Origin of the sequence: Methylobacterium sp. J-067 (genome assembly GCF_022829465.1) — a bacterium.
GTDB lineage: Bacteria > Pseudomonadota > Alphaproteobacteria > Rhizobiales > Beijerinckiaceae > Methylobacterium > Methylobacterium litchii.
This window is the reverse complement of record NZ_JAKSXZ010000027.1, coordinates 75,924-92,183: the sequence shown is the minus strand read 5'-3', so window position 1 is coordinate 92,183 and position 16,260 is coordinate 75,924. Positions and strand designations below refer to the sequence as shown.

Sequence of the window (16,260 nt, the reverse complement as noted above, 5' to 3'; positions counted from 1 at the left end):
ACGTATAAATCTCAGACGGAGCCTCACATCGAACGCAATCGCTTCACAGCGAAAGGTCCGGTGAGCTCAAAAGGAGATCCAACAGATCAGCGTCTCGTCTCTCACGATCCAGCAAAAGCCAGATCCGCAAGGACAGTCGAGTACGCCGTCCGCGTCTCCCTTCCTCATATCACAATGTCAAAGAGCCGAAGCCTCACACCCGGTGGCGGAGACCTCATCCTTACGAAACTCACGAACCGACCCACACCCGGCTTAAACCACCGCCAGGCACGTCCCGCTCGATTGTTCGGTAAGGTTGCCTACCTCAGCGCCACATCAGCAGCACCAGCGACAGACCGTTCAGCGTCCGGTTCGCGTCCGCCGCCGGCGCCGATGAACAGGAGTATACCCATCGTCCCCGGCGGCGTCAACCGCCTTTTTCGAGGACCGTCGATTTTTCTGCTAGAAGTCAGTGACGGCCGCGTGACGGCCGTTCCAGCCCCTCAGCGGCCCTTCTTGATGTCGGCCAATGCCCGGCTCAAGCCGTCTGCGATCCGCGCGCGTTCTTCGGGGCCAGCATCGCGGGCGACGGCGACCTCCTGCCGGCGCGACACGAGGGTGAGGCGCTGAAGCCCGAACTCGTCGTCATCGACCGAGACGATTTTGGTCCAGAGGGGATTGAAGCGCCATTCCCGCCGCTCGCCCCGGTGGCTAACGCGGGCGAGCAGGATCTCGATCTGCGAGATCATCACCTCCTCGAAGGAGGCGCCGCGCCGGAAGCTGACCTTGAGGGCGAGGTAGATGCCCAGCATGTCGAGGCCGAAGAAGCCGGCGATTGGCCAGAAGCCCATCCGCCACGCCCAAACCGACACGGCGAACGAGACCAGGCACAGCCCGGCCATGACCACGCGGAAGCCGGTTCGGCTCAGGCTCTGGTGCGGCCGGATGGTCGCCGTGAAGACGGGCCGGTCGAAGCTATCCGGATCGAGCCCGTCCGGATGGACTGAAGGATTGTAGCTCGCCATCCCACAGATATAACGCGCGAATGCCCGCCAGAAAGCCGTCCGCCGCCACCGCACGTGGACGGCTCGCGACCCGCCTCCCCACACCGGCCCTCGACGGCCATGCGGTGGCTGCGCCGGAGCCGGTCGATGCGGCGAGCGTGGAGGAGATCTTCCGGCGCCTCAGAGAGGCGAATCCCGAGCCGAAGAGCGATCTGCGCTACACGAACCCCTACACGCTGCTCGTCGCGGTGGTGCTCTCCGCACAGGCGACCGACAAGGGCGTGAACCTCGCGACCGGGCCGCTCTTCACGGTGGCGGATACGCCCCAGGCGATGCTGGCGCTCGGCGAGGAGAATGTGCGCCATTTCATCCGCACCATCGGCCTGTTCAACACCAAGGCGAAGAACGTCATCGCCCTGTCCCGAATCCTCATCGAGGAGCACGGGGGCGAGGTGCCGGCGAGCCTCGAGGCATTGCAGGTCCTGCCCGGCGTCGGGGCGAAGACGGCGAGCGTCGTGCTGAACGTGGCCTTCGGCGTCCCGCGAATCGCGGTCGACACCCATATCTTCCGCGTCGCCAACCGCATTCCCCTCGCGCTGGCCTCCAACACCGACAAGGTCCAGGCGAAGCTGGAAGCCATCGTCCCGGAGCCCTACCTGCTACACGCGCATCACTGGCTGATCCTGCACGGCCGCTACGTGTGCAAAGCGCGCAAGCCCGATTGCCCCTCCTGCCGGATCCGCGATCTCTGCCGCTATCCGGCCAAGACCGCGTGACAGCCCTGCCGCCGCGCGGCGCGGGGGGCTAACGCGTTGTGCTACCAGTCCGCTTCGGGTAGTTTCGATGTGGCCGCCGGACCCCTCCGAGGGGCCTTCGGCTGCACGACCAAACGTCCGGTCGCCGCGCCGTGGATCCCGCTTCACTCGTCGCGCTACCCAGGAGCCCCGGCCATGGACTTCCTCAAACCACGGTATACGCCCATGAACCGCCGCCGTCGCATCTACGAGGGCAAGGCGAAGGTCCTCTACGAGGGGCCGGAGCCGGGCACCCTCATCCAGCACTTCAAGGATGACGCGACCGCGTTCAACGCGAAGAAGCACGAAGTCATCGACGGCAAGGGCGTTCTGAACAACCGAATCTCGGAATTCGTCTTTCAGAACCTCAATGACATCGGGGTGCCCACGCACTTCATCCGGCGGCTGAACATGCGCGAGCAGCTGATCCGGGAAGTCGAGATCATCCCCCTCGAAGTGGTCGTCCGCAACGTCGCGGCCGGTTCGCTGGCAACCCGCCTCGGCCTCGAGGAAGGCACGCAGCTGCCGCGCTCGATCATCGAATTCTATTACAAGAACGACCAGCTCAACGACCCGATGGTATCGGAGGAGCACATCACCGCGTTCGGCTGGGCGACGCCCCAGGAGATCGACGACATCATGGCGCTGGCGATCCGCGTCAACGACTTCCTGTCCGGCCTCTTCCTCGGCGTCGGCATCCGTCTGGTGGACTTCAAGATGGAGACCGGCCGGCTCTGGGAAGGCGACATGATGCGCATCGTCGTGGCTGACGAGATCTCCCCCGATTCCTGCCGCCTCTGGGACATCAAGTCCTCCGACAAGCTCGACAAGGACCGGTTCCGCAAGGACCTGGGTGGGCTCATCGAAGCCTATACCGAGGTCGCCAAGCGCCTCGGCATCATGGCCGAGAACGAGAAGGTGCAGATGGGCGGCCCGCGCCTCGTGCAGTGAAGGTCAGGCGGGTCGGCGGATCGCGCCGGCCCGCGGGAAGTCCCTGGCGAGCCTCGCATGGGTCGACAGGTAGCGCTCGAAGCCTGCGTTGTAATGGGGGTCCTGCACTAGCAGCGGCCCCCATCGCTTTTTGAAGGCCGCGACCTCACGCTCATGGCGGGCGCGCGCCTCCTCCGTCCAGCGCCGGCTCGCCGCCTCGCGGTGATGGAGCACGGCCTCGGGGGCCATCACCGTCTGGTAGCCGGCCGCGTTGAGACGCAGGCACAGGTCAACGTCGTTGAAGTCGACGGCGAAGGTCTCCGCCTCGAAGCCGCCGACCGCCCTGAACTTTTCGGCCTCGACCATCAGGCAGGCGGCCGTCACCGCCGAGACCCGGTGCGCCGCGCGCAGGGTCGAAAGGTAGCCCGGCGCGTCGCCGGGGAAGTGGCGGTGAGCGTGCGTGACGAGGCCGCCCGTGCCGAGGACGATTCCACCGTGCTGGATGCGGCCCCCCCCATCGAGGAGCTTGGCCCCCACCGCGCCGACACCGGGCCGCAGGGCATGGCGGGCCATCGCCACAAGCCAATCCGCGCGGAACGCCTCGACGTCGTTGTTCATGAAGACGAGGAGTTTGCCGCGCGCCCTAGCCGCCGCCGCGTTGTTCATCGCGGCGAAATTGAACGGGCCGGGACAGGGCACGACAACCCCCCTCCCCTCCCCCGTGAGGGTTTCGAGATAGGCCAGGGTCTCCGGCTCGCGGCTGTCGTTGTCGCAAACGAGGATTTCCAGCCTCGGCCAGACGGTGCGGCAGCGCAGGGCGTCGAGGCAGGGTCGGAGGAGATCGAGCCTGTCGCGGGTCGGGACGATGACGCTGACTAGGGGCGTCTCCGCGAGGGGATGGGTGACGCGGACGATCCCATTCGCGTCCATCATCACGGTCGCGTCTTCGCGGCCGGTGCGGTCGAGGTGCTGGCGTGCGGCGGTTAGGCGGTCGGTGGAGGCGCCGTCGCCGGGGCGACGAATGTAGAGCAGGCCCGGCAGAAGGCCGATCGCTTCGACGCCATACCTCTCCGCGATCGCCAGAGCCGCCGCGATGGGGCTGGACACTGGGTCGAGAGCATTACGGCGCAGGGCCAGCGGGCCGAGATAATCGACCGCCATCAGGAGATCCGGGTCGAAGGCCGGCGGCAAGACGGGATGGGCCGGGCCGCCGGCTCGCCTTTGCACCAGACCGTCACCATAGATCGCCTGAAGCGTCGGGTTTTCCGCGAAGGCGCGGGCGATCCGTTCGGAGGCTCCGCGCAGGAGCGTCCCGCTGCCGACGAGGGTGAAACTCCCCTCCCCCGGCGGCTCTTCGGTCGCGCGATTCATCGCGTAAGACGGGAGGGCGAGGCGATGGTCGATCCCGACGAGCGCCGCGAGGCGCTGGCGCGCGCGCAATCGCTTGCCGGTGAGGCGGGCAGCGAGGATGTCGAGGGTCGCGCGAGGCTGGCGCAGCAATTCGGCTGCGAGGGCGCGGAGCGAAGGCTTGGGGCCGTCCCCGAGGAAGGCGCCGCCTGTCGGATCGGGGCGACTCACTCCAAGTCCTCGCCGAACGTCGTGAGCGACAGAACCGGATGGTAGAAGGGATCGTGCCGGATCACGTCGAGCCATCGGGCGGTGAACAGCGCCGCCTCGCGTTCGAAGCGCTCGCGCTTGACGCCGACCGACGGGCCTCGGCTCACGGACTCGAAGTGGAAGAGCTCCGCCTCCGGCGTCCAGATCGTCTTCCAGCCCTTCGCGCTGAGGCGCAGGCAGAAATCGACGTCATTGAAGTCGATGGGGAAGGCCTCGGCATCGAAGCCGCCCACCGCGAGATACTTGTCGCGGGAGACCACGAGGCAGGCCGCCGTCACCGCCGAGACTTCGTGCGCGACGCGCAGGCGCCCGAGATGCCCCGGCGTGTCGGCCGGACGCCGCCGCAGGATGTGGCCCGCCCGCCCCGCGAGGCCGACTACGACGCCGGCATGTTGCAGCCTGCCGTCGCCGAACAGCAGCTTGGCCCCGACCGCCCCGACCTCCGGCCGGATCGCTTGACGGACCATCGCGTTGAGCCAGCCCGGCCCCCGCACGCCGATGTCGTTGTTGAGCAGCACGACGACCTGTCCCGCGGCAGCCGCCACCCCCGCATTGACCATCGCCGAGAAGTTGAAAGGCTGCGGGAAGCTGACGATCCGCACGCGCGAATCGCGCTTCAGTTCCTCGTAGAAAGCGAGGACGGCGGGATCGGTGGAGCCGTTATCGACCACGATCAGCTCGATGGCGGGATAGTCCGTCGCCTCAAGCAGGCCGCGACTGACCGTGGAGATGAGGTCGAGCCGGTCGCGGGAGGGGATGATCACGCTGGCGAGGGGCGCGGGGTCGGGGAGCGGCCATACCAGTTCGCGCGCGGGATAAGATGGTGAGGCAGCAACGGTCGCTAGAGGGCGTGGGCAATGGACGGCGCGCCGACAGGCTTCAGCCACGAGGCGACCGAGGGTATCCGCTGCCTGCGCGACCGAACCCAGCGGCTCGTTCGGGAGACGTTCGATCAGCGCGCGCGAGACGAGGGCGACGCGACCGACATAGCCCGTCGCCCTGGCAAGGTCGGGGCTCCAATCGGGTTTCAGGCGCGGCGTGCCATCGGCGTCCACCTCGTCGGCGTAGGCGAGATCGGCATCGCCTAAACTCGCAGCAAGAAGGGCGAAGGCCTCCGGTTCGAGGGCGTCGCCGGCATGCAGGACGCAAAGCGCCGCCGCATCCGACAGAAGGTCCGAAGGGCTGCCCACCAACGCATCGGTGAGAACCACCATCTCGGCCGCCAGGGTTTGCGCACGCACCGACGCGAGGGTGCGTTCCACAGCCTCGGGTGCGGCGCCATGCGCGAGAACGATGCAGCGGATCGTGAGACTGGGCACCGGACCTTCGTAGGGCACACGCCGCGTGGCGGCCCAGGCCGCGAAATGCCGTCGCCGGGTCACGGCCACGCCGCCGCGTACAATATCCCGATAACGGCGCGATTGACCCTTCGCCCGGGCCCACAGGGCGGCCAGGGCATTCCCCGGCTTCCTCGCCGCGCAGGCCAGCAGAACGCTCGCCTCGCTGCGACGCTCTACCCGGTCGAGCCTCGCGCCGGGAGCGGCGGCGAGAAGGATTTGCGTCGCGTCCTCCGGGATCAGCCCGATCCACTGCGCGCGGCCCAAGGCCGGGCCGGGACAGACGATCATCTGCTCCTCACCCCCGGCGCAGGTGATGCGCAGCACCGGGCGGCGGGGCGGCGCGAGGGGATCGGCCGAGAAGCTCAAAACGAACCAGCCGCCGGAGCGGCCGGGCAGAATCAGCCGCGAGTCGAAGACAGGATCGCCGCTCGGTTCGAGGCGGAAGGCGACCGGCTGTGCGCGCGGCTCACTGGGCAGCGTCGCCTCCGCCGGCCGGTGCGGCGGCGGCAGCCGGCTTGCGGCGGGGCTTCGCCTTGGCGGTCGTCGCCTTGGCGGCGCCGAGCCCGACCTCGATCTCGTAATCCTGCGACAGGGCGGGCGGAACGACGAGATCGTCGACGACGATCTGCGCGAAGCCCTGCGCCTCACCCTTGCCGATCTCGGCATCGGTGCGGGCGGTGCGGGTCATCACGGTCTTTTCGTCATGCTTGATCGAGAAGCTGACGGGCACGTCGAACCGGCCCGGAGCACCGGCGGGCCCGAGCAACACGCGTGCCTCGACGCCGACCTTCACCACGACCGAGCCGTCTTCCCGGCGGGCGCATTCGCGAGCGAGGCGCCCCAGGCTGATCTGCGTGCGCACGTTGCCGCCGGCCATGATCCGCAGGGCCGCGCCGCCCTCCATCACATCGACGTTCGGGCAATACGCCGCCTCCGTCTCCTTCGGCTGTGACGGGGGAACCGTCGTGCCGCCGTACTTGAAGATGTTCGAGAAGACGTTGCCCTCCTCCTGCGCCGAAGCCGGGGAGACCGCAAAGCCTACCGCGACGAGGAGGCCGAGAAGACGGATCCGATGTCCAACCATGTGTGAGAACCCGGACAGGCGGTTTACTTGAGGCTGTCGAAGCCGGCGGCGAAGCCCTTCATGGAGAGCGGAATGCCGACGCCCTCCTCGGGCGTCTGGAAGACGATGAAGGTCGCCTTCGAGCCGTTCTTGAATTGCTGGATCAGGCCGCCATCCATCACCACCTCGGCGACGCAGCCGGTGGTGAGGCAGCGGACGAAGCCGGCGCGGCCGATATCCGTCTGGTCGATCTTCAGCCCGAGGCCGGAGGGCAGCAGGACGCCGAGCGGCGCCACGACGCGCAGCAGGTAGCCCCTGTTGTCGGCGGTCTTGAGCACGATGACCACCAGGGTCAGGTTCGGACGATCCTCGGCGGCGAGATACTGGACGAGGGCGCATTGCTCGGCCTTGGCGCCAGCCGGCGTCTCGCAGCGCAATTGCCAGTCGTCGAACGTCTTGCGGACGGTCCCCTGCGCGGCGGCGGGCGCGGCGGCCAGGACCGACATCAGGATGAGGAGCCCGGACAGCGCAGCCGCATGCCGGAATCGATCGAGCCTCACGAGGAACGGCACCATCTGACCCTGTCGGAGAGACCGCGCCCTGACGGCGGCGGCCCGGTAAGCGAGGGTGTTCCGACCATGCGGGCACCCGCGCTGTCAAGCGAGCGACCCATGCATGGATGCGGCACCGGCTACCCGGCGGGCCGCTTATGGCCTAGATTGTGGCGAACGCCCCTGCGCCCGCCACAATTCGGAACCCCGTCATGCGTCTTCCCGTCCTCTCGGCCGCCGTCCTCGTCGCCACCCTTGCCCAAGCCGGCGCCCAAAGCCTGCCCGTGGGCGAGACGACCTATGTCGAGCGTTCACTGAATCATTCCGACGCGCTCACCGTCGAGCATCCCCCGGTGGCGGTGAACCCCTATGGCCGTCGCGGCGGCTCGGCCGCCCTGGCGGGCAATTGCCGGGAGGGCGGCATCATCCGGCGTCACGACCAGTTCGGAAACCCGGTGATCCTGCGCCAGCGCGAGATCTGCGACAGCACCGCGCCGCGCACCCTGGATCCCGGCGAGGTCAACCCGCGCCCCGTCTGGCCGGCGGAGGTCGTCACGGCCCGCCGCGTCCTGCGCGTGAAGGGCTGAGCCTCAGCCGAAGCGGTGCAGCTCGGTGCCGTTCCGCTTCAGCCACGCCTCGGCGGCATCGACATGGCCGCAGAGGTGGTGCGCCACGGCCCAGAAGCGCGAGGAATGGTTCATCTCGCGCAGATGCGCCATCTCGTGCGCGACGAGGTAGTCGAGCACCATCGGCGGCGCGAGGATCAAGCGCCACGAGAAGTTCAATTCCCCCCGCGCGGTGCAGGAGCCCCAGCGGCTGCGCGTGTCCCGCAGGGTGATCCGCACGGGGCGCTGGCCGAGGGTCGCGGCATGGCGGTCAATGGCGGCTTCGATGTCGGCGCGGGCCGCGCGCATCAGGGCGTCGCGGACCCGGCGGGGAAAATGGGCCTCGTCGCAGGCGAGGGACAGCACCTTGGCGCCCCCCTCCTCCCCCCAGCGCGCGGTGCCGCCCCGGGCGCCGCGCAGGACGAGCCGGTGCGGCTCGCCCCGGATCGGGATCTCGGCGCCGGGCTCGAAGGAGATGCGCTCCGGCACCCGGGCGAGGCGCGCGGCGATCCAGCCGGCGTGGCTCGCGGCGAAGCGCTGGGCGGTGCTGACCGCCATGCGCGGCGGCAGGGTGATGACGGCCTCCCCGGTCGCGGCGGACACGCGCAGGGTGATGCGGCGGGCGGCGTCCCGCCGACGCAGGGCGACGCGCAGCAGCGCGCCCTCGTGGTGGACGTCGAGGTGATCCGGATCGGGGCGTCGCAGGAATGCGAGGGGCATGGGCCCCTTTTAGCGGTGCCGAGGCGCTGGCTCCAGATCCTTGGCCATTTGCCTCAGGCGCCGGCCAGGGCGGTCCACACCGAGGTCTCGGGCAGGACGAGCAGGGCGGCGGCGGCCAGAGCGATGCCGTAGGGCACACCGGTCTTGCGGTCGTGCAGGTGCAGCGCGAAGGGCAGCCGGGCCAGCGGATTCGGTAGCGGGTGCGAGCGCGCGGCAAGCAAGGCCAGCGTCAGCAAGCCGCCGAGGACGGAGGCCGCCAGGAGATAATCGATCAACCCGTCGAAGCCGAGCCACAGGGCCGTCGCGGCTGCGAGCTTGGCATCCCCGCCGCCGATGATGTTCAGGGCGAAGAGGGTGAAGGTCGCCGTCAGGACGAGGGCGGCGGCGCCGACATGCAGGCCGATCTCGGCGGGGCTCATCAATCCGCTCGCCGCAAGCACGGCGAAGCCGGCGACCAGCGCCAGCGAAATCCGGTTCGGTATGAGCATGGTGAGCAGGTCGCTCGCTGCGGCATAGGCCATCAGGAACGGGAACAGCACCAGCAGGCCGAATTCGGCGATGACGGTTCCGCTCATCATGTACCCCGGTGTCGGTCCGAACGGCTCCGGCACGGTGAGCTCCCGCCCCGTCCCTCTCGGGACGAGACAGTCACTCGCCGTGCCGCGGATCGGAGTAGATCGGTTAACCGATTACTGAAGCTGAGCCGAGATGGAGGTGAACTTCGCGTTCAGCTGCGTGCCGATCACCTTCAGCGTGCCGATGATGACGACGGCGATGAGGGCGGCGATCATGCCGTACTCGATGGCGGTGGCGCCGGATTCGTCGCCGGCGAAGCGCTTGACGATGCTCTTCATGATGAAGGTCCCATTTCGAAAGAAGCGAATTGACCGACGAAGTGTTACGCCTCGATCGGCGGCTCCCTCACACTGGCCAGCACGCCTTGAAATTGAGTTAAACGGATCTCACAACCACGAGAGCAGGTGACACATTTCACACGGCTTCAAGAAAAGTTGATCTGAAAAACAGGCAAAGCTCAGCAGTATAAGCAGGAAGACCGGTATAGCTTTTAGGGAAGTGTTTACCAGTTTCGTGCTTGCTTAAGGGGCTCGGTCTCGCCGCGCGCCTTGTACGGGCATGTTTCTATGCGTCGCACCCCTTCGTCGGCCGGCTTGTTCGGCGTCGCCTTCACCGTGGTGAGCCTTCTGCCGGGCGTCGTCTCCGCCGCCCAGCCCGAGGCGTTGCCGGTGGTGACGGTGATCGTCGACAACGCGAAGGTGATCCGCCTGCCGGAGAAGACGCAGACGGTCGTGGTCGGCAATCCGTTCATCGCCGAGGTGACGCCGCAGAAGAACGGCGTGCTGATCCTCACCGGCAAGAGCTTCGGGTCCACCAACCTCATCGCCCTGGACAGTGCCGGCGCGCTGATCGCCGAAACGATGATCCGCGTCGAGGCGTCCCGCGAGGCGACGATCACCGTCCAGCGCGGGATGGACCGCGAGTCGCTGTCCTGCACGCCGAACTGCCAGCCCTCGGCGCAGCTCGGCGACGCCGCCAAATACTTCGACCCCACCAGCGGGCAGGCCGACAAGCGGCGCGCCCTGGCCTCCAGCGGTGGCGGCGTCGGCGCGACCTCGCAGGGAACCGGCGTGGGCGGCGGCGGCGGCGGCGGCATGGGCGCGATAACGTCCCCCTGAAGCGGACAACTGAGCGCTTCCACCGTCTTGCACAGCGTCCCACGCCCGTGGACAACAGCTGATGCATTCGACGGTTCTCACGTACGCCATCGGCGACATTCACGGGTGTAACGACCTCCTCGACGCGCTTCTCGAACGCATCGAGGCCCATGCGGATGGTCGCGAGCGGCGGCTCGTCTTTCTCGGCGATTACATCGACCGGGGGCCGGACTCGGCGGCGGTGCTGCGCACGATCAGCCGCCTGCAGTGGGCGGAGCCCGATCAGGTCACCTGCCTGATGGGCAATCACGAGCGGATGCTGCTCGACTCCCTCACCACCGAGGACTCCGCGCTGCATTGGCTGGCGAACGGCGGTGAGGCCACGCTCGAATCGTTCGGCGCGCGCGAGGTGGCGGATCTGCCCCGCCCTATCCTGGATTGGATCGAGGGCCTGCCGACCCTGCATTCTGATGCCCGGCACTGGTACGTCCATGCCGGGCTGAGGCCGGGCGTTCCGGCACCGGAGAGCGACCCGCACGACCGCATCTGGATCCGTGACAGCTTCCTCGACGGGGAGCATGATTTCGGCCGGCACGTCGTCCACGGCCACACGCCGCAGCGGAACGGTCGGCCGGAGCAGCGGCGCTACCGCACCAATCTCGACACGGCGGCGGTCTATGGCGGCGCGCTGACGGCTGGCGTCTTCACGGACGCCGCCGGGCCGGCCGAATCCATCCTCCAGGTCCGACCTGATCCCTAGCGCGTCTTCGACCGGAGCGTGTCGAGCATCGTCGCGTCGGCATAGCCATCGGGCGGCAGGCCGGCGGAGGACTGGAAGGCACGCAGGGCCGCCCGCGTGCGGGGCCCGATCTTGCCGTCTACGGTGCCGACCGGGTGGCCCTGCGCCGTCAGGAGCGTCTGGAGATCGCGGCGCTCGTCGGCCCCGAGCATCCTGTCGCCGCGCGGCCAATCACGCCCGAAGCCCGGCAGGCCGCGCAGGCGGTCCGAGAGATGCGCCACCGTGAGCGCGTAGGAGAAGGACGTGTTGTAGCGTAGGATGACCGCGAAGTTCGGCAACAGCAGGAAGGCCGGGCCGCGCGCGCCCGTGGGCAGGAACAGCGTCGCCCTGTTCTCGTCCTTCAGCCCGTCGTCGCGAACCGGGCGCACGCCGAGGTCACGCCATTCCGCCAGGGTGCGGGCCGTGGTCTCGTCCGCCAGGGCAAGATTGAAATCGGGCGGAAGTGTCGCCTCGCTGCCCCAGCGCTCGCCGGTCTTCCAGCCTTCGGCCACCAGGAAGTTCGCCGTCGAGGCCAAGGAATCGGGCACCGAGCCCCAGAGGTCGCGGCGCCCGTCGCCGTCGAAATCCACCGCCCGCGAGAGGAACACGCTCGGCATGAACTGCGTGTTGCCGAGCGCGCCCGCCCAAGAGCCGGTCAGCCGCTCCGGCGTCGCATCGCCGGCCGCGAGGATCTTCAGGGCGGCGATCAACTCGGCCTTCCAATAATCCGGCCGCCCCGGGTCGCCGCAGGCGAGCGTCGCGAGGGAGAGGATCGCCGGGCGGACGACGGTGAGGTCATCGAGCACGGCGCCGTAGCTCGATTCCACGCCCCAGAATGCCACGAGCGTATAGCGATCCACGCCGTAGCGGGCCTCGATGGCATCAAGGGCGCCCGACCATTGCTGCAGCTTGCGCTGGCCCTCGGCGATCTTCTCCGGCGTGACGGAGGCTTCGACATAGGCCCAGACCGGCTTCGTGAACTCGGCCTGGTCTTGCGTCGCCGCCAGCACCGCGGGATCGGGGGTGAGCGTGCCGAGCTGCGCCTGGGCGAGGTCGCGCGGCACGCCGGCCTCCGCCGCCGGCCCGACAAGGGCCTCGATGCAGGGTTCGGCATGGGCCGGGCCCACGAGGAGGAGCGCCGCCAGCAGGGTCGAACGGAACGTCACGGCTGGTCTCATGCCTCTCGTTTGCGCCCGCGCTTCAAACCTGCCGCCGAGCGGGCCAAGTGGGATACGCGCTCGTCCCAGGCCGCGAGCCGCCTGGCGGTTCCGCCCTGCCGCGTCGGGCCGAGGCGGAGGATGCGGACGGGGTGGAAGCCACAGAAGCCGAGGATCTGCCGCCGCCACCGCCGCCCCACCGGATCGCCGTAGACAAGGCGCAGATACCAGGGCGGCGTATCCATCGTGACGATGAGGTCGGCCGACCGCCCGACCATCAGCCGATCCCAGAACGGATCGTCGCGATGGTACCGGAACGCGAAGCCCGGCAACAGCAGCCGGTCGACGAGACCCTTCACCAGGGCTGGCTCGCCGCCCCACCAGAGGGGGAAGGCGACGACCACGTGATCGCATGCGTCCAGCAGCCCGGCGAGCCGCGCCAGATCGGGCTCCCAAGGCTGCTCCTTGGCATAGCCCCGGCGCAGATTCGGCGAGAATGCAAGGTCGCGCAGGGCGACACGCTCGACATGCGCGCCATCGAGGGCGGCTTCGTAGCGATCGAGGAGATGCGTCACCAGTCGCCCGGCGTCCGGGTGCCCGTCGAGGACCAGAACCTGCATCGGCGCAGGGCCCTTCGTCATGGCGAGGGGCGCATGACGCGGAACAGGGCGCCGCCGTCGCCCGTTGAACCGCAAGCTGCGCCGTTTTGGCGCATGATGCGAGAGGACACCCGGATGAGCCTTATCGGACGAATCGTCACCAAGCTCCTCGGCAACGAAGACCGGCAGGTCGTCCGCGATGATCGCAACGCGAGCACCGCGTCGCCCATCGGCCGTCTCGTCACGAAGATCCTGCGGAAGTAAGCCCAGCGCCCGCGCCGGGCACCCTAGCGGTTCAACGTCTGTGCGATCTGCGTCTTCACGATGGGCGCGGCGGGCACGGTGTGTTCCCACAGGTTCCCGGTGCGGGCCTTATCGAACCCGTTCTGGTAGAGGCTGCGCATATAGGCGGTGTTGAAGCCCTGCGCGGTTGGCGCCTTAGGCCCCGACTCATCGACGTAGGTCAGGTTGAAGCCGATGTTGTTGGTGCGGGCCAGGGCATAGGTGGCGGCCAGCGCCGCGCGAGACCGCGCCCGGCTCGCCGTCGTGAAGGACCGGCCGACGATGGCCAGGGTGTTGTCCTGCGTCACCTCGAAATCGGGCTCCAGCCGGCCATTGATCACCACGAAGATCTGGCCCTTACCCGTGGTGGGCAGCTTGCCGTCGCGCAGCAGCAGGCTCTGCGGCAGGGTGAAGACCGGCGTCACCACCGACCCGTCGACATGCATTTCCTTAAACTGCGACGGGCCGGCGCTCACGTCGATGAATTGCGGCGGGAACACCGCCGGGATGCTGGCCGAGGCGGCGAGCACATCGCGGAACAGGTCGAGCCGGTTCGGCACGTTGCTCGATGCGATGGCGCCCATGTTCCAGATCACGGCACGCTGCGAGTCGAGGTTTGTCGTCACCACGAGGAGGCGGCGGCCCTTCGCATGTTCGGCGGCGATGGCGTCGAGCAGGTCGTTCGACACGTAGCGCCCGATCAGGTCGCGCAAGCGCCCGTCACCGAACAGGCCCGAGCCGAACAGTACGCTCGTGATGCTCGGCTGCGCGACCAGGGTCTCGGCCACGCCGCTCGTGTAGAACTCGGTGAGATAGGAATCGTAGGCCGAGCCGAGGAAGGCGAAGGGCGCGATCAGCGCCCCCGTCGACACGCCGGAGACGAGGCTGAACTCGGGCCGGGTGCCGGATGCGGTCCAGCCGTTCAACACACCCGCGCCATAGGCACCGTCCCCACCGCCGCCCGACAGGGCGAGGTAGGTGAAGCGATCCTGCTTCCGCTGCGGAACGCTCGACAGGCGCGCGATCGTGTCGAAGGAGGCATCGGCGAAGACGCGCGCATCGGGGATGCCCGGCACGGTCGCGTCGGCGGCCTCCTGTGCGGTGTAGGCGGTACGTGGCACGGAGCCGCATGCCGCCATCTGCGCCGCCAAACCGAGGGCGGCGGCGATGCGCAGCCCGGTCCGAACCTTACCCATCGTCCTCGTCCCGAACGGCCGGCTCGCTTGCTGAGCGACGCAATCACTATGTGGGAACGAGCTTGGCCGTTTCACGTTCCCGCCGTAAAGGCCAAGTTCGGCTTAAAACACCAATGTTGCAGTGCGGACACGATCCCCCGTGCCCCTGCACTCCGACTGAGTCTTGTCGGTGGACAGCCCCGATGGCGCCCGAAAAGCGTGGGTCCGCCGCCCTTGCAACGGCTGCGAACGGCGTCGTAGGGTCTAGGGGACGGCTCGGAGAGACACGGTGTCGCACTGGCCCGGCTTCCGCTGGCCGGCTCGGACGCGTCGCGTGCGCCGCTGGGCGAGGGGTCGGAGGGGGGACGATGGAAGCGGGCCTTAGCTGGACGGAAGAGCGCGTCGCGCTGCTCCGCCGCCTGTGGGAGGACGGCCAGAGCGCCAGCAAGATCGCTGCGCAGCTTGGCGGGGTGACGCGCAATGCCGTCATCGGAAAAGTCCACCGTCTCGGGCTGGCCGGTCGGGTAAAGTCCGGTGAGGACACGCCCATCGTCGCCCTGAAACCCGCCGAGGCCGAGAAGCCGGCCATCGTGGCGGCCGCGCCCGAGCCAGCCGTCGTCGTCTCGCATCGCCCCGCCCCGGAATTCCCGCAGGCCGCAGCGCCCGTTCCCGTGGCCGCGTCGGCCTCGGAGCCGGCCGCCATCGCCGTGTCCCAGCGGGTCACGATCATGGATCTGCGCGAATCCATGTGCCGCTGGCCGCTCGGCGATCCGACCACGCCGGAATTCCGCTTCTGCGGCGCCCGGTCCATCACCGGCCTGCCCTACTGCACGCACCACGCCGAGATCGCCTACCAGCCGGCGACCGAGCGGAAGCGCGACCGCCGCGCGGCCGGTTTCCGCTAGCGTTCTGACCTCGCCTCGGCGAGGTAGCGGCGCGTCCCCTCGTTGAGCGCGGCCGGCGACACGAGCCCGTCGAGCCCGCGTGGATCGCTCTCGACGCCCTGCGGATGGTGGGAGCGCATCTCGCGGTTGGCCTTCGCCAGGGCGCTGACGATCCGGTAGGCGGTCTCGGGCGGGAAGCCCGGCCGGGCCAGAATGAGACTCCATGACCCGACGGTCGCGACCGGGCTGTCTTGCCCCGGAAAGCTCCCGGCCGGCACGGTGAGGCGACGCAGAGCCGGGTCCTTCGCGATCACTTCCGCCATGGCCTCCTCGGTCGGGCCGATGAAACGCGCGCCGACGGGCGCCTTGGCCACGGCGACGAAGCCCGGCCAGCCGATCCCCCCACCCCAGAGGGCGACACCCGCCCGTCGAGCACCATGGCCGGGCCATCCCCGGCATGGTCGAGGAGGATCGGGCGAATGTCTCGCTCGGGATCGAGGCCGGAGGCGGCGAGTACCGCGCGGCCCATCACCGTAAGCCCCGAATTGTGCGTGCCCAGCGCCACCGGCTTACCCCGCAGGTCGGCGACCGATCGCAACGGGGAATCGGCCCGCAGGACGAACAGGCCGGGGGTCGCGTACATCGGCGCCAGCACGGTTAGGCCGTCGCCCCGGTCGAGGGCGGGATAGGCATAGGCGCCCTGGACCAGGGCGAGATCGACTTCGCCCCGCGAAAGCAGTCCAAGATTCTCGGCCGAGCCGCCACTGGGCCGGGTCTCGATCACGAGGTCGGGCTCCACCGCGTGAAGCGCAGCGGCGAAGGCATCGCCGAAGGCTGGGAAGCCGCCGCCGGGAGTGGCGGTGGCGAGCGTGACGCGCAACACCCCGGCCCGTGCCGGAGACACCGCGAGGGCCGTCAGCAGGGCGAGGCCGGTTCGGCGGGTGGGGTGGATCATGACCAACCTCACAAGAAGGATTTTCTACCGACTCTGCAGCAGCAAAACCGTTTCTTCCATGGCGCCGCGTAATCCGCGGCCAAGATAAAATGATTTGGCGGACAAGACACTTAAGGCGATTGCCCGAACCAAAGCGAGCGTCTATCGCAAGCCC

Annotated in this window: 20 protein-coding genes; 7 read left to right on the top strand and 13 right to left on the bottom strand. The window is 68.6% G+C overall.

What is annotated here, in order from left to right; translation table 11 throughout:
• Window positions 1-482: 482 nt before the first annotated feature.
• Window positions 483-1,004 (bottom strand): DUF2244 domain-containing protein, encoded by a 522-nt coding sequence (locus tag MKK52_RS02005; protein ID WP_243952072.1) that lies wholly within the window; start codon window positions 1,002-1,004, stop codon window positions 483-485.
• A gap of 20 nt (window positions 1,005-1,024) precedes the next feature.
• Here MKK52_RS02005 and nth point away from each other — a divergent pair, with 20 nt between their 5' ends.
• Both nth and purC read left to right on the top strand, forming a co-directional pair.
• Window positions 1,025-1,759, top strand: a complete 735-nt coding sequence (nth, locus tag MKK52_RS02000) for an endonuclease III (RefSeq protein WP_409564604.1) — start codon at window positions 1,025-1,027, stop codon at window positions 1,757-1,759.
• Window positions 1,760-1,933: 174 nt separating this feature from the next.
• On the top strand, window positions 1,934-2,728 hold the full coding sequence (purC, locus tag MKK52_RS01995) for a phosphoribosylaminoimidazolesuccinocarboxamide synthase (RefSeq protein WP_238205833.1): 795 nt from the start codon (window positions 1,934-1,936) through the stop codon (window positions 2,726-2,728).
• A gap of 3 nt (window positions 2,729-2,731) precedes the next feature.
• Here the strand turns inward: purC and MKK52_RS27080 are convergent, their stop codons facing one another.
• The 4 genes from MKK52_RS27080 to MKK52_RS01975 form a co-directional block, all read right to left on the bottom strand.
• Window positions 2,732-4,285, bottom strand: coding sequence for a glycosyltransferase (locus tag MKK52_RS27080; protein ID WP_243952071.1), 1,554 nt, complete (start codon window positions 4,283-4,285; stop codon window positions 2,732-2,734).
• On the bottom strand, window positions 4,282-6,030 hold the full coding sequence (locus MKK52_RS01985; RefSeq protein ID WP_313898721.1) for a glycosyltransferase: 1,749 nt from the start codon (window positions 6,028-6,030) through the stop codon (window positions 4,282-4,284). The genes MKK52_RS27080 and MKK52_RS01985 overlap by 4 nt, the downstream gene beginning before the upstream one ends.
• Before the next feature lie 100 nt (window positions 6,031-6,130).
• Window positions 6,131-6,748 (bottom strand): hypothetical protein, encoded by a 618-nt coding sequence (locus MKK52_RS01980; RefSeq protein WP_243952070.1) that lies wholly within the window; start codon window positions 6,746-6,748, stop codon window positions 6,131-6,133.
• Between the two features lie 23 nt (window positions 6,749-6,771).
• The gene (locus tag MKK52_RS01975) at window positions 6,772-7,233 is read right to left on the bottom strand and encodes an invasion associated locus B family protein (protein WP_243952077.1); all 462 of its coding nucleotides are present in this window, start codon (window positions 7,231-7,233) and stop codon (window positions 6,772-6,774) included.
• Between the two features lie 257 nt (window positions 7,234-7,490).
• Here MKK52_RS01975 and MKK52_RS01970 point away from each other — a divergent pair, with 257 nt between their 5' ends.
• Window positions 7,491-7,865 carry a hypothetical protein gene (locus MKK52_RS01970; protein WP_243952069.1) on the top strand — a complete coding sequence of 125 codons (375 nt, stop codon included), beginning with the start codon at window positions 7,491-7,493 and terminating at the stop codon, window positions 7,863-7,865.
• Between the two features lie 3 nt (window positions 7,866-7,868).
• On the opposite strand, the gene MKK52_RS01965 is transcribed toward MKK52_RS01970, so the two are convergent.
• The 3 genes from MKK52_RS01965 to MKK52_RS01955 form a co-directional block, all read right to left on the bottom strand.
• The gene (locus MKK52_RS01965) at window positions 7,869-8,603 is read right to left on the bottom strand and encodes a M48 family metallopeptidase (protein WP_243952068.1); all 735 of its coding nucleotides are present in this window, start codon (window positions 8,601-8,603) and stop codon (window positions 7,869-7,871) included.
• 53 nt (window positions 8,604-8,656) lie between these two features.
• Window positions 8,657-9,181, bottom strand: coding sequence for a prepilin peptidase (locus MKK52_RS01960; RefSeq protein ID WP_409564603.1), 525 nt, complete (start codon window positions 9,179-9,181; stop codon window positions 8,657-8,659).
• A 111-nt stretch (window positions 9,182-9,292) separates the two neighbouring features.
• Entirely contained in the window at window positions 9,293-9,457 is a 165-nt protein-coding gene (locus MKK52_RS01955) for a Flp family type IVb pilin (RefSeq protein ID WP_243952067.1), read from the bottom strand.
• Between the two features lie 288 nt (window positions 9,458-9,745).
• Between MKK52_RS01955 and MKK52_RS01950 the strand changes: the two genes are divergently transcribed.
• Both MKK52_RS01950 and MKK52_RS01945 read left to right on the top strand, forming a co-directional pair.
• Window positions 9,746-10,297 (top strand): pilus assembly protein N-terminal domain-containing protein, encoded by a 552-nt coding sequence (locus MKK52_RS01950; RefSeq protein WP_243952066.1) that lies wholly within the window; start codon window positions 9,746-9,748, stop codon window positions 10,295-10,297.
• 61 nt (window positions 10,298-10,358) lie between these two features.
• A complete protein-coding gene (locus MKK52_RS01945) occupies window positions 10,359-11,036 on the top strand; it encodes a metallophosphoesterase family protein (protein ID WP_243952065.1) in 678 nt (225 codons plus the stop codon).
• On the opposite strand, the gene MKK52_RS01940 is transcribed toward MKK52_RS01945, so the two are convergent.
• Entirely contained in the window at window positions 11,033-12,232 is a 1,200-nt protein-coding gene (locus MKK52_RS01940; protein WP_243952064.1) for a lytic murein transglycosylase, read from the bottom strand. The two genes, MKK52_RS01945 and MKK52_RS01940, sit on opposite strands and share 4 nt — an antisense overlap.
• On the bottom strand, window positions 12,229-12,852 hold the full coding sequence (locus MKK52_RS01935) for an NAD(P)H-dependent oxidoreductase (RefSeq protein ID WP_243952063.1): 624 nt from the start codon (window positions 12,850-12,852) through the stop codon (window positions 12,229-12,231). Before MKK52_RS01935 ends, MKK52_RS01940 begins: the two co-directional genes overlap by 4 nt.
• A gap of 93 nt (window positions 12,853-12,945) precedes the next feature.
• Between MKK52_RS01935 and MKK52_RS01930 the strand changes: the two genes are divergently transcribed.
• Entirely contained in the window at window positions 12,946-13,074 is a 129-nt protein-coding gene (locus tag MKK52_RS01930; RefSeq protein ID WP_243952062.1) for a TFIIS helical bundle-like domain containing protein, read from the top strand.
• Window positions 13,075-13,097: 23 nt separating this feature from the next.
• Here the strand turns inward: MKK52_RS01930 and MKK52_RS01925 are convergent, their stop codons facing one another.
• Window positions 13,098-14,288 (bottom strand): patatin-like phospholipase family protein, encoded by a 1,191-nt coding sequence (locus MKK52_RS01925; RefSeq protein ID WP_243952061.1) that lies wholly within the window; start codon window positions 14,286-14,288, stop codon window positions 13,098-13,100.
• A 347-nt stretch (window positions 14,289-14,635) separates the two neighbouring features.
• Here MKK52_RS01925 and MKK52_RS01920 point away from each other — a divergent pair, with 347 nt between their 5' ends.
• Window positions 14,636-15,172 carry a GcrA family cell cycle regulator gene (locus tag MKK52_RS01920; RefSeq protein WP_243952060.1) on the top strand — a complete coding sequence of 179 codons (537 nt, stop codon included), beginning with the start codon at window positions 14,636-14,638 and terminating at the stop codon, window positions 15,170-15,172.
• Here the strand turns inward: MKK52_RS01920 and MKK52_RS26835 are convergent.
• On the bottom strand, window positions 15,169-15,474 hold the full coding sequence (locus tag MKK52_RS26835) for a TAXI family TRAP transporter solute-binding subunit (protein ID WP_279597582.1): 306 nt from the start codon (window positions 15,472-15,474) through the stop codon (window positions 15,169-15,171). The two genes, MKK52_RS01920 and MKK52_RS26835, sit on opposite strands and share 4 nt — an antisense overlap.
• Window positions 15,462-16,106: a TAXI family TRAP transporter solute-binding subunit gene (locus MKK52_RS01915; RefSeq protein WP_279597581.1), complete on the bottom strand. Its 645-nt coding sequence runs from the start codon at window positions 16,104-16,106 to the stop codon at window positions 15,462-15,464. Before MKK52_RS01915 ends, MKK52_RS26835 begins: the two co-directional genes overlap by 13 nt.
• Window positions 16,107-16,260: the final 154 nt, after the last annotated feature.

Coding starts and splice junctions, on each gene's coding strand:
- MKK52_RS01930 (WP_243952062.1), top strand. CDS start 12,946: ATGAGCCTTATCGGACGAATCGTCACCAAGCTCCTCGGCAACGAAGAC.
- MKK52_RS26835 (WP_279597582.1), bottom strand. CDS start 15,474: ATGGCGGAAGTGATCGCGAAGGACCCGGCTCTGCGTCGCCTCACCGTG.
- MKK52_RS01920 (WP_243952060.1), top strand. CDS start 14,636: ATGGAAGCGGGCCTTAGCTGGACGGAAGAGCGCGTCGCGCTGCTCCGC.
- MKK52_RS01975 (WP_243952077.1), bottom strand. CDS start 7,233: ATGTCGGTCCTGGCCGCCGCGCCCGCCGCCGCGCAGGGGACCGTCCGC.
- MKK52_RS01960 (WP_409564603.1), bottom strand. CDS start 9,181: ATGATGAGCGGAACCGTCATCGCCGAATTCGGCCTGCTGGTGCTGTTC.
- MKK52_RS01950 (WP_243952066.1), top strand. CDS start 9,746: ATGCGTCGCACCCCTTCGTCGGCCGGCTTGTTCGGCGTCGCCTTCACC.
- MKK52_RS01945 (WP_243952065.1), top strand. CDS start 10,359: ATGCATTCGACGGTTCTCACGTACGCCATCGGCGACATTCACGGGTGT.
- MKK52_RS02005 (WP_243952072.1), bottom strand. CDS start 1,004: ATGGCGAGCTACAATCCTTCAGTCCATCCGGACGGGCTCGATCCGGAT.
- MKK52_RS01955 (WP_243952067.1), bottom strand. CDS start 9,457: ATGAAGAGCATCGTCAAGCGCTTCGCCGGCGACGAATCCGGCGCCACC.
- MKK52_RS01915 (WP_279597581.1), bottom strand. CDS start 16,106: ATGATCCACCCCACCCGCCGAACCGGCCTCGCCCTGCTGACGGCCCTC.
- MKK52_RS01970 (WP_243952069.1), top strand. CDS start 7,491: ATGCGTCTTCCCGTCCTCTCGGCCGCCGTCCTCGTCGCCACCCTTGCC.
- nth (WP_409564604.1), top strand. CDS start 1,025: ATGCCCGCCAGAAAGCCGTCCGCCGCCACCGCACGTGGACGGCTCGCG.
- MKK52_RS01925 (WP_243952061.1), bottom strand. CDS start 14,288: ATGGGTAAGGTTCGGACCGGGCTGCGCATCGCCGCCGCCCTCGGTTTG.
- MKK52_RS01965 (WP_243952068.1), bottom strand. CDS start 8,603: ATGCCCCTCGCATTCCTGCGACGCCCCGATCCGGATCACCTCGACGTC.
- MKK52_RS01940 (WP_243952064.1), bottom strand. CDS start 12,232: ATGAGACCAGCCGTGACGTTCCGTTCGACCCTGCTGGCGGCGCTCCTC.
- purC (WP_238205833.1), top strand. CDS start 1,934: ATGGACTTCCTCAAACCACGGTATACGCCCATGAACCGCCGCCGTCGC.
- MKK52_RS01935 (WP_243952063.1), bottom strand. CDS start 12,852: ATGACGAAGGGCCCTGCGCCGATGCAGGTTCTGGTCCTCGACGGGCAC.
- MKK52_RS01980 (WP_243952070.1), bottom strand. CDS start 6,748: ATGGTTGGACATCGGATCCGTCTTCTCGGCCTCCTCGTCGCGGTAGGC.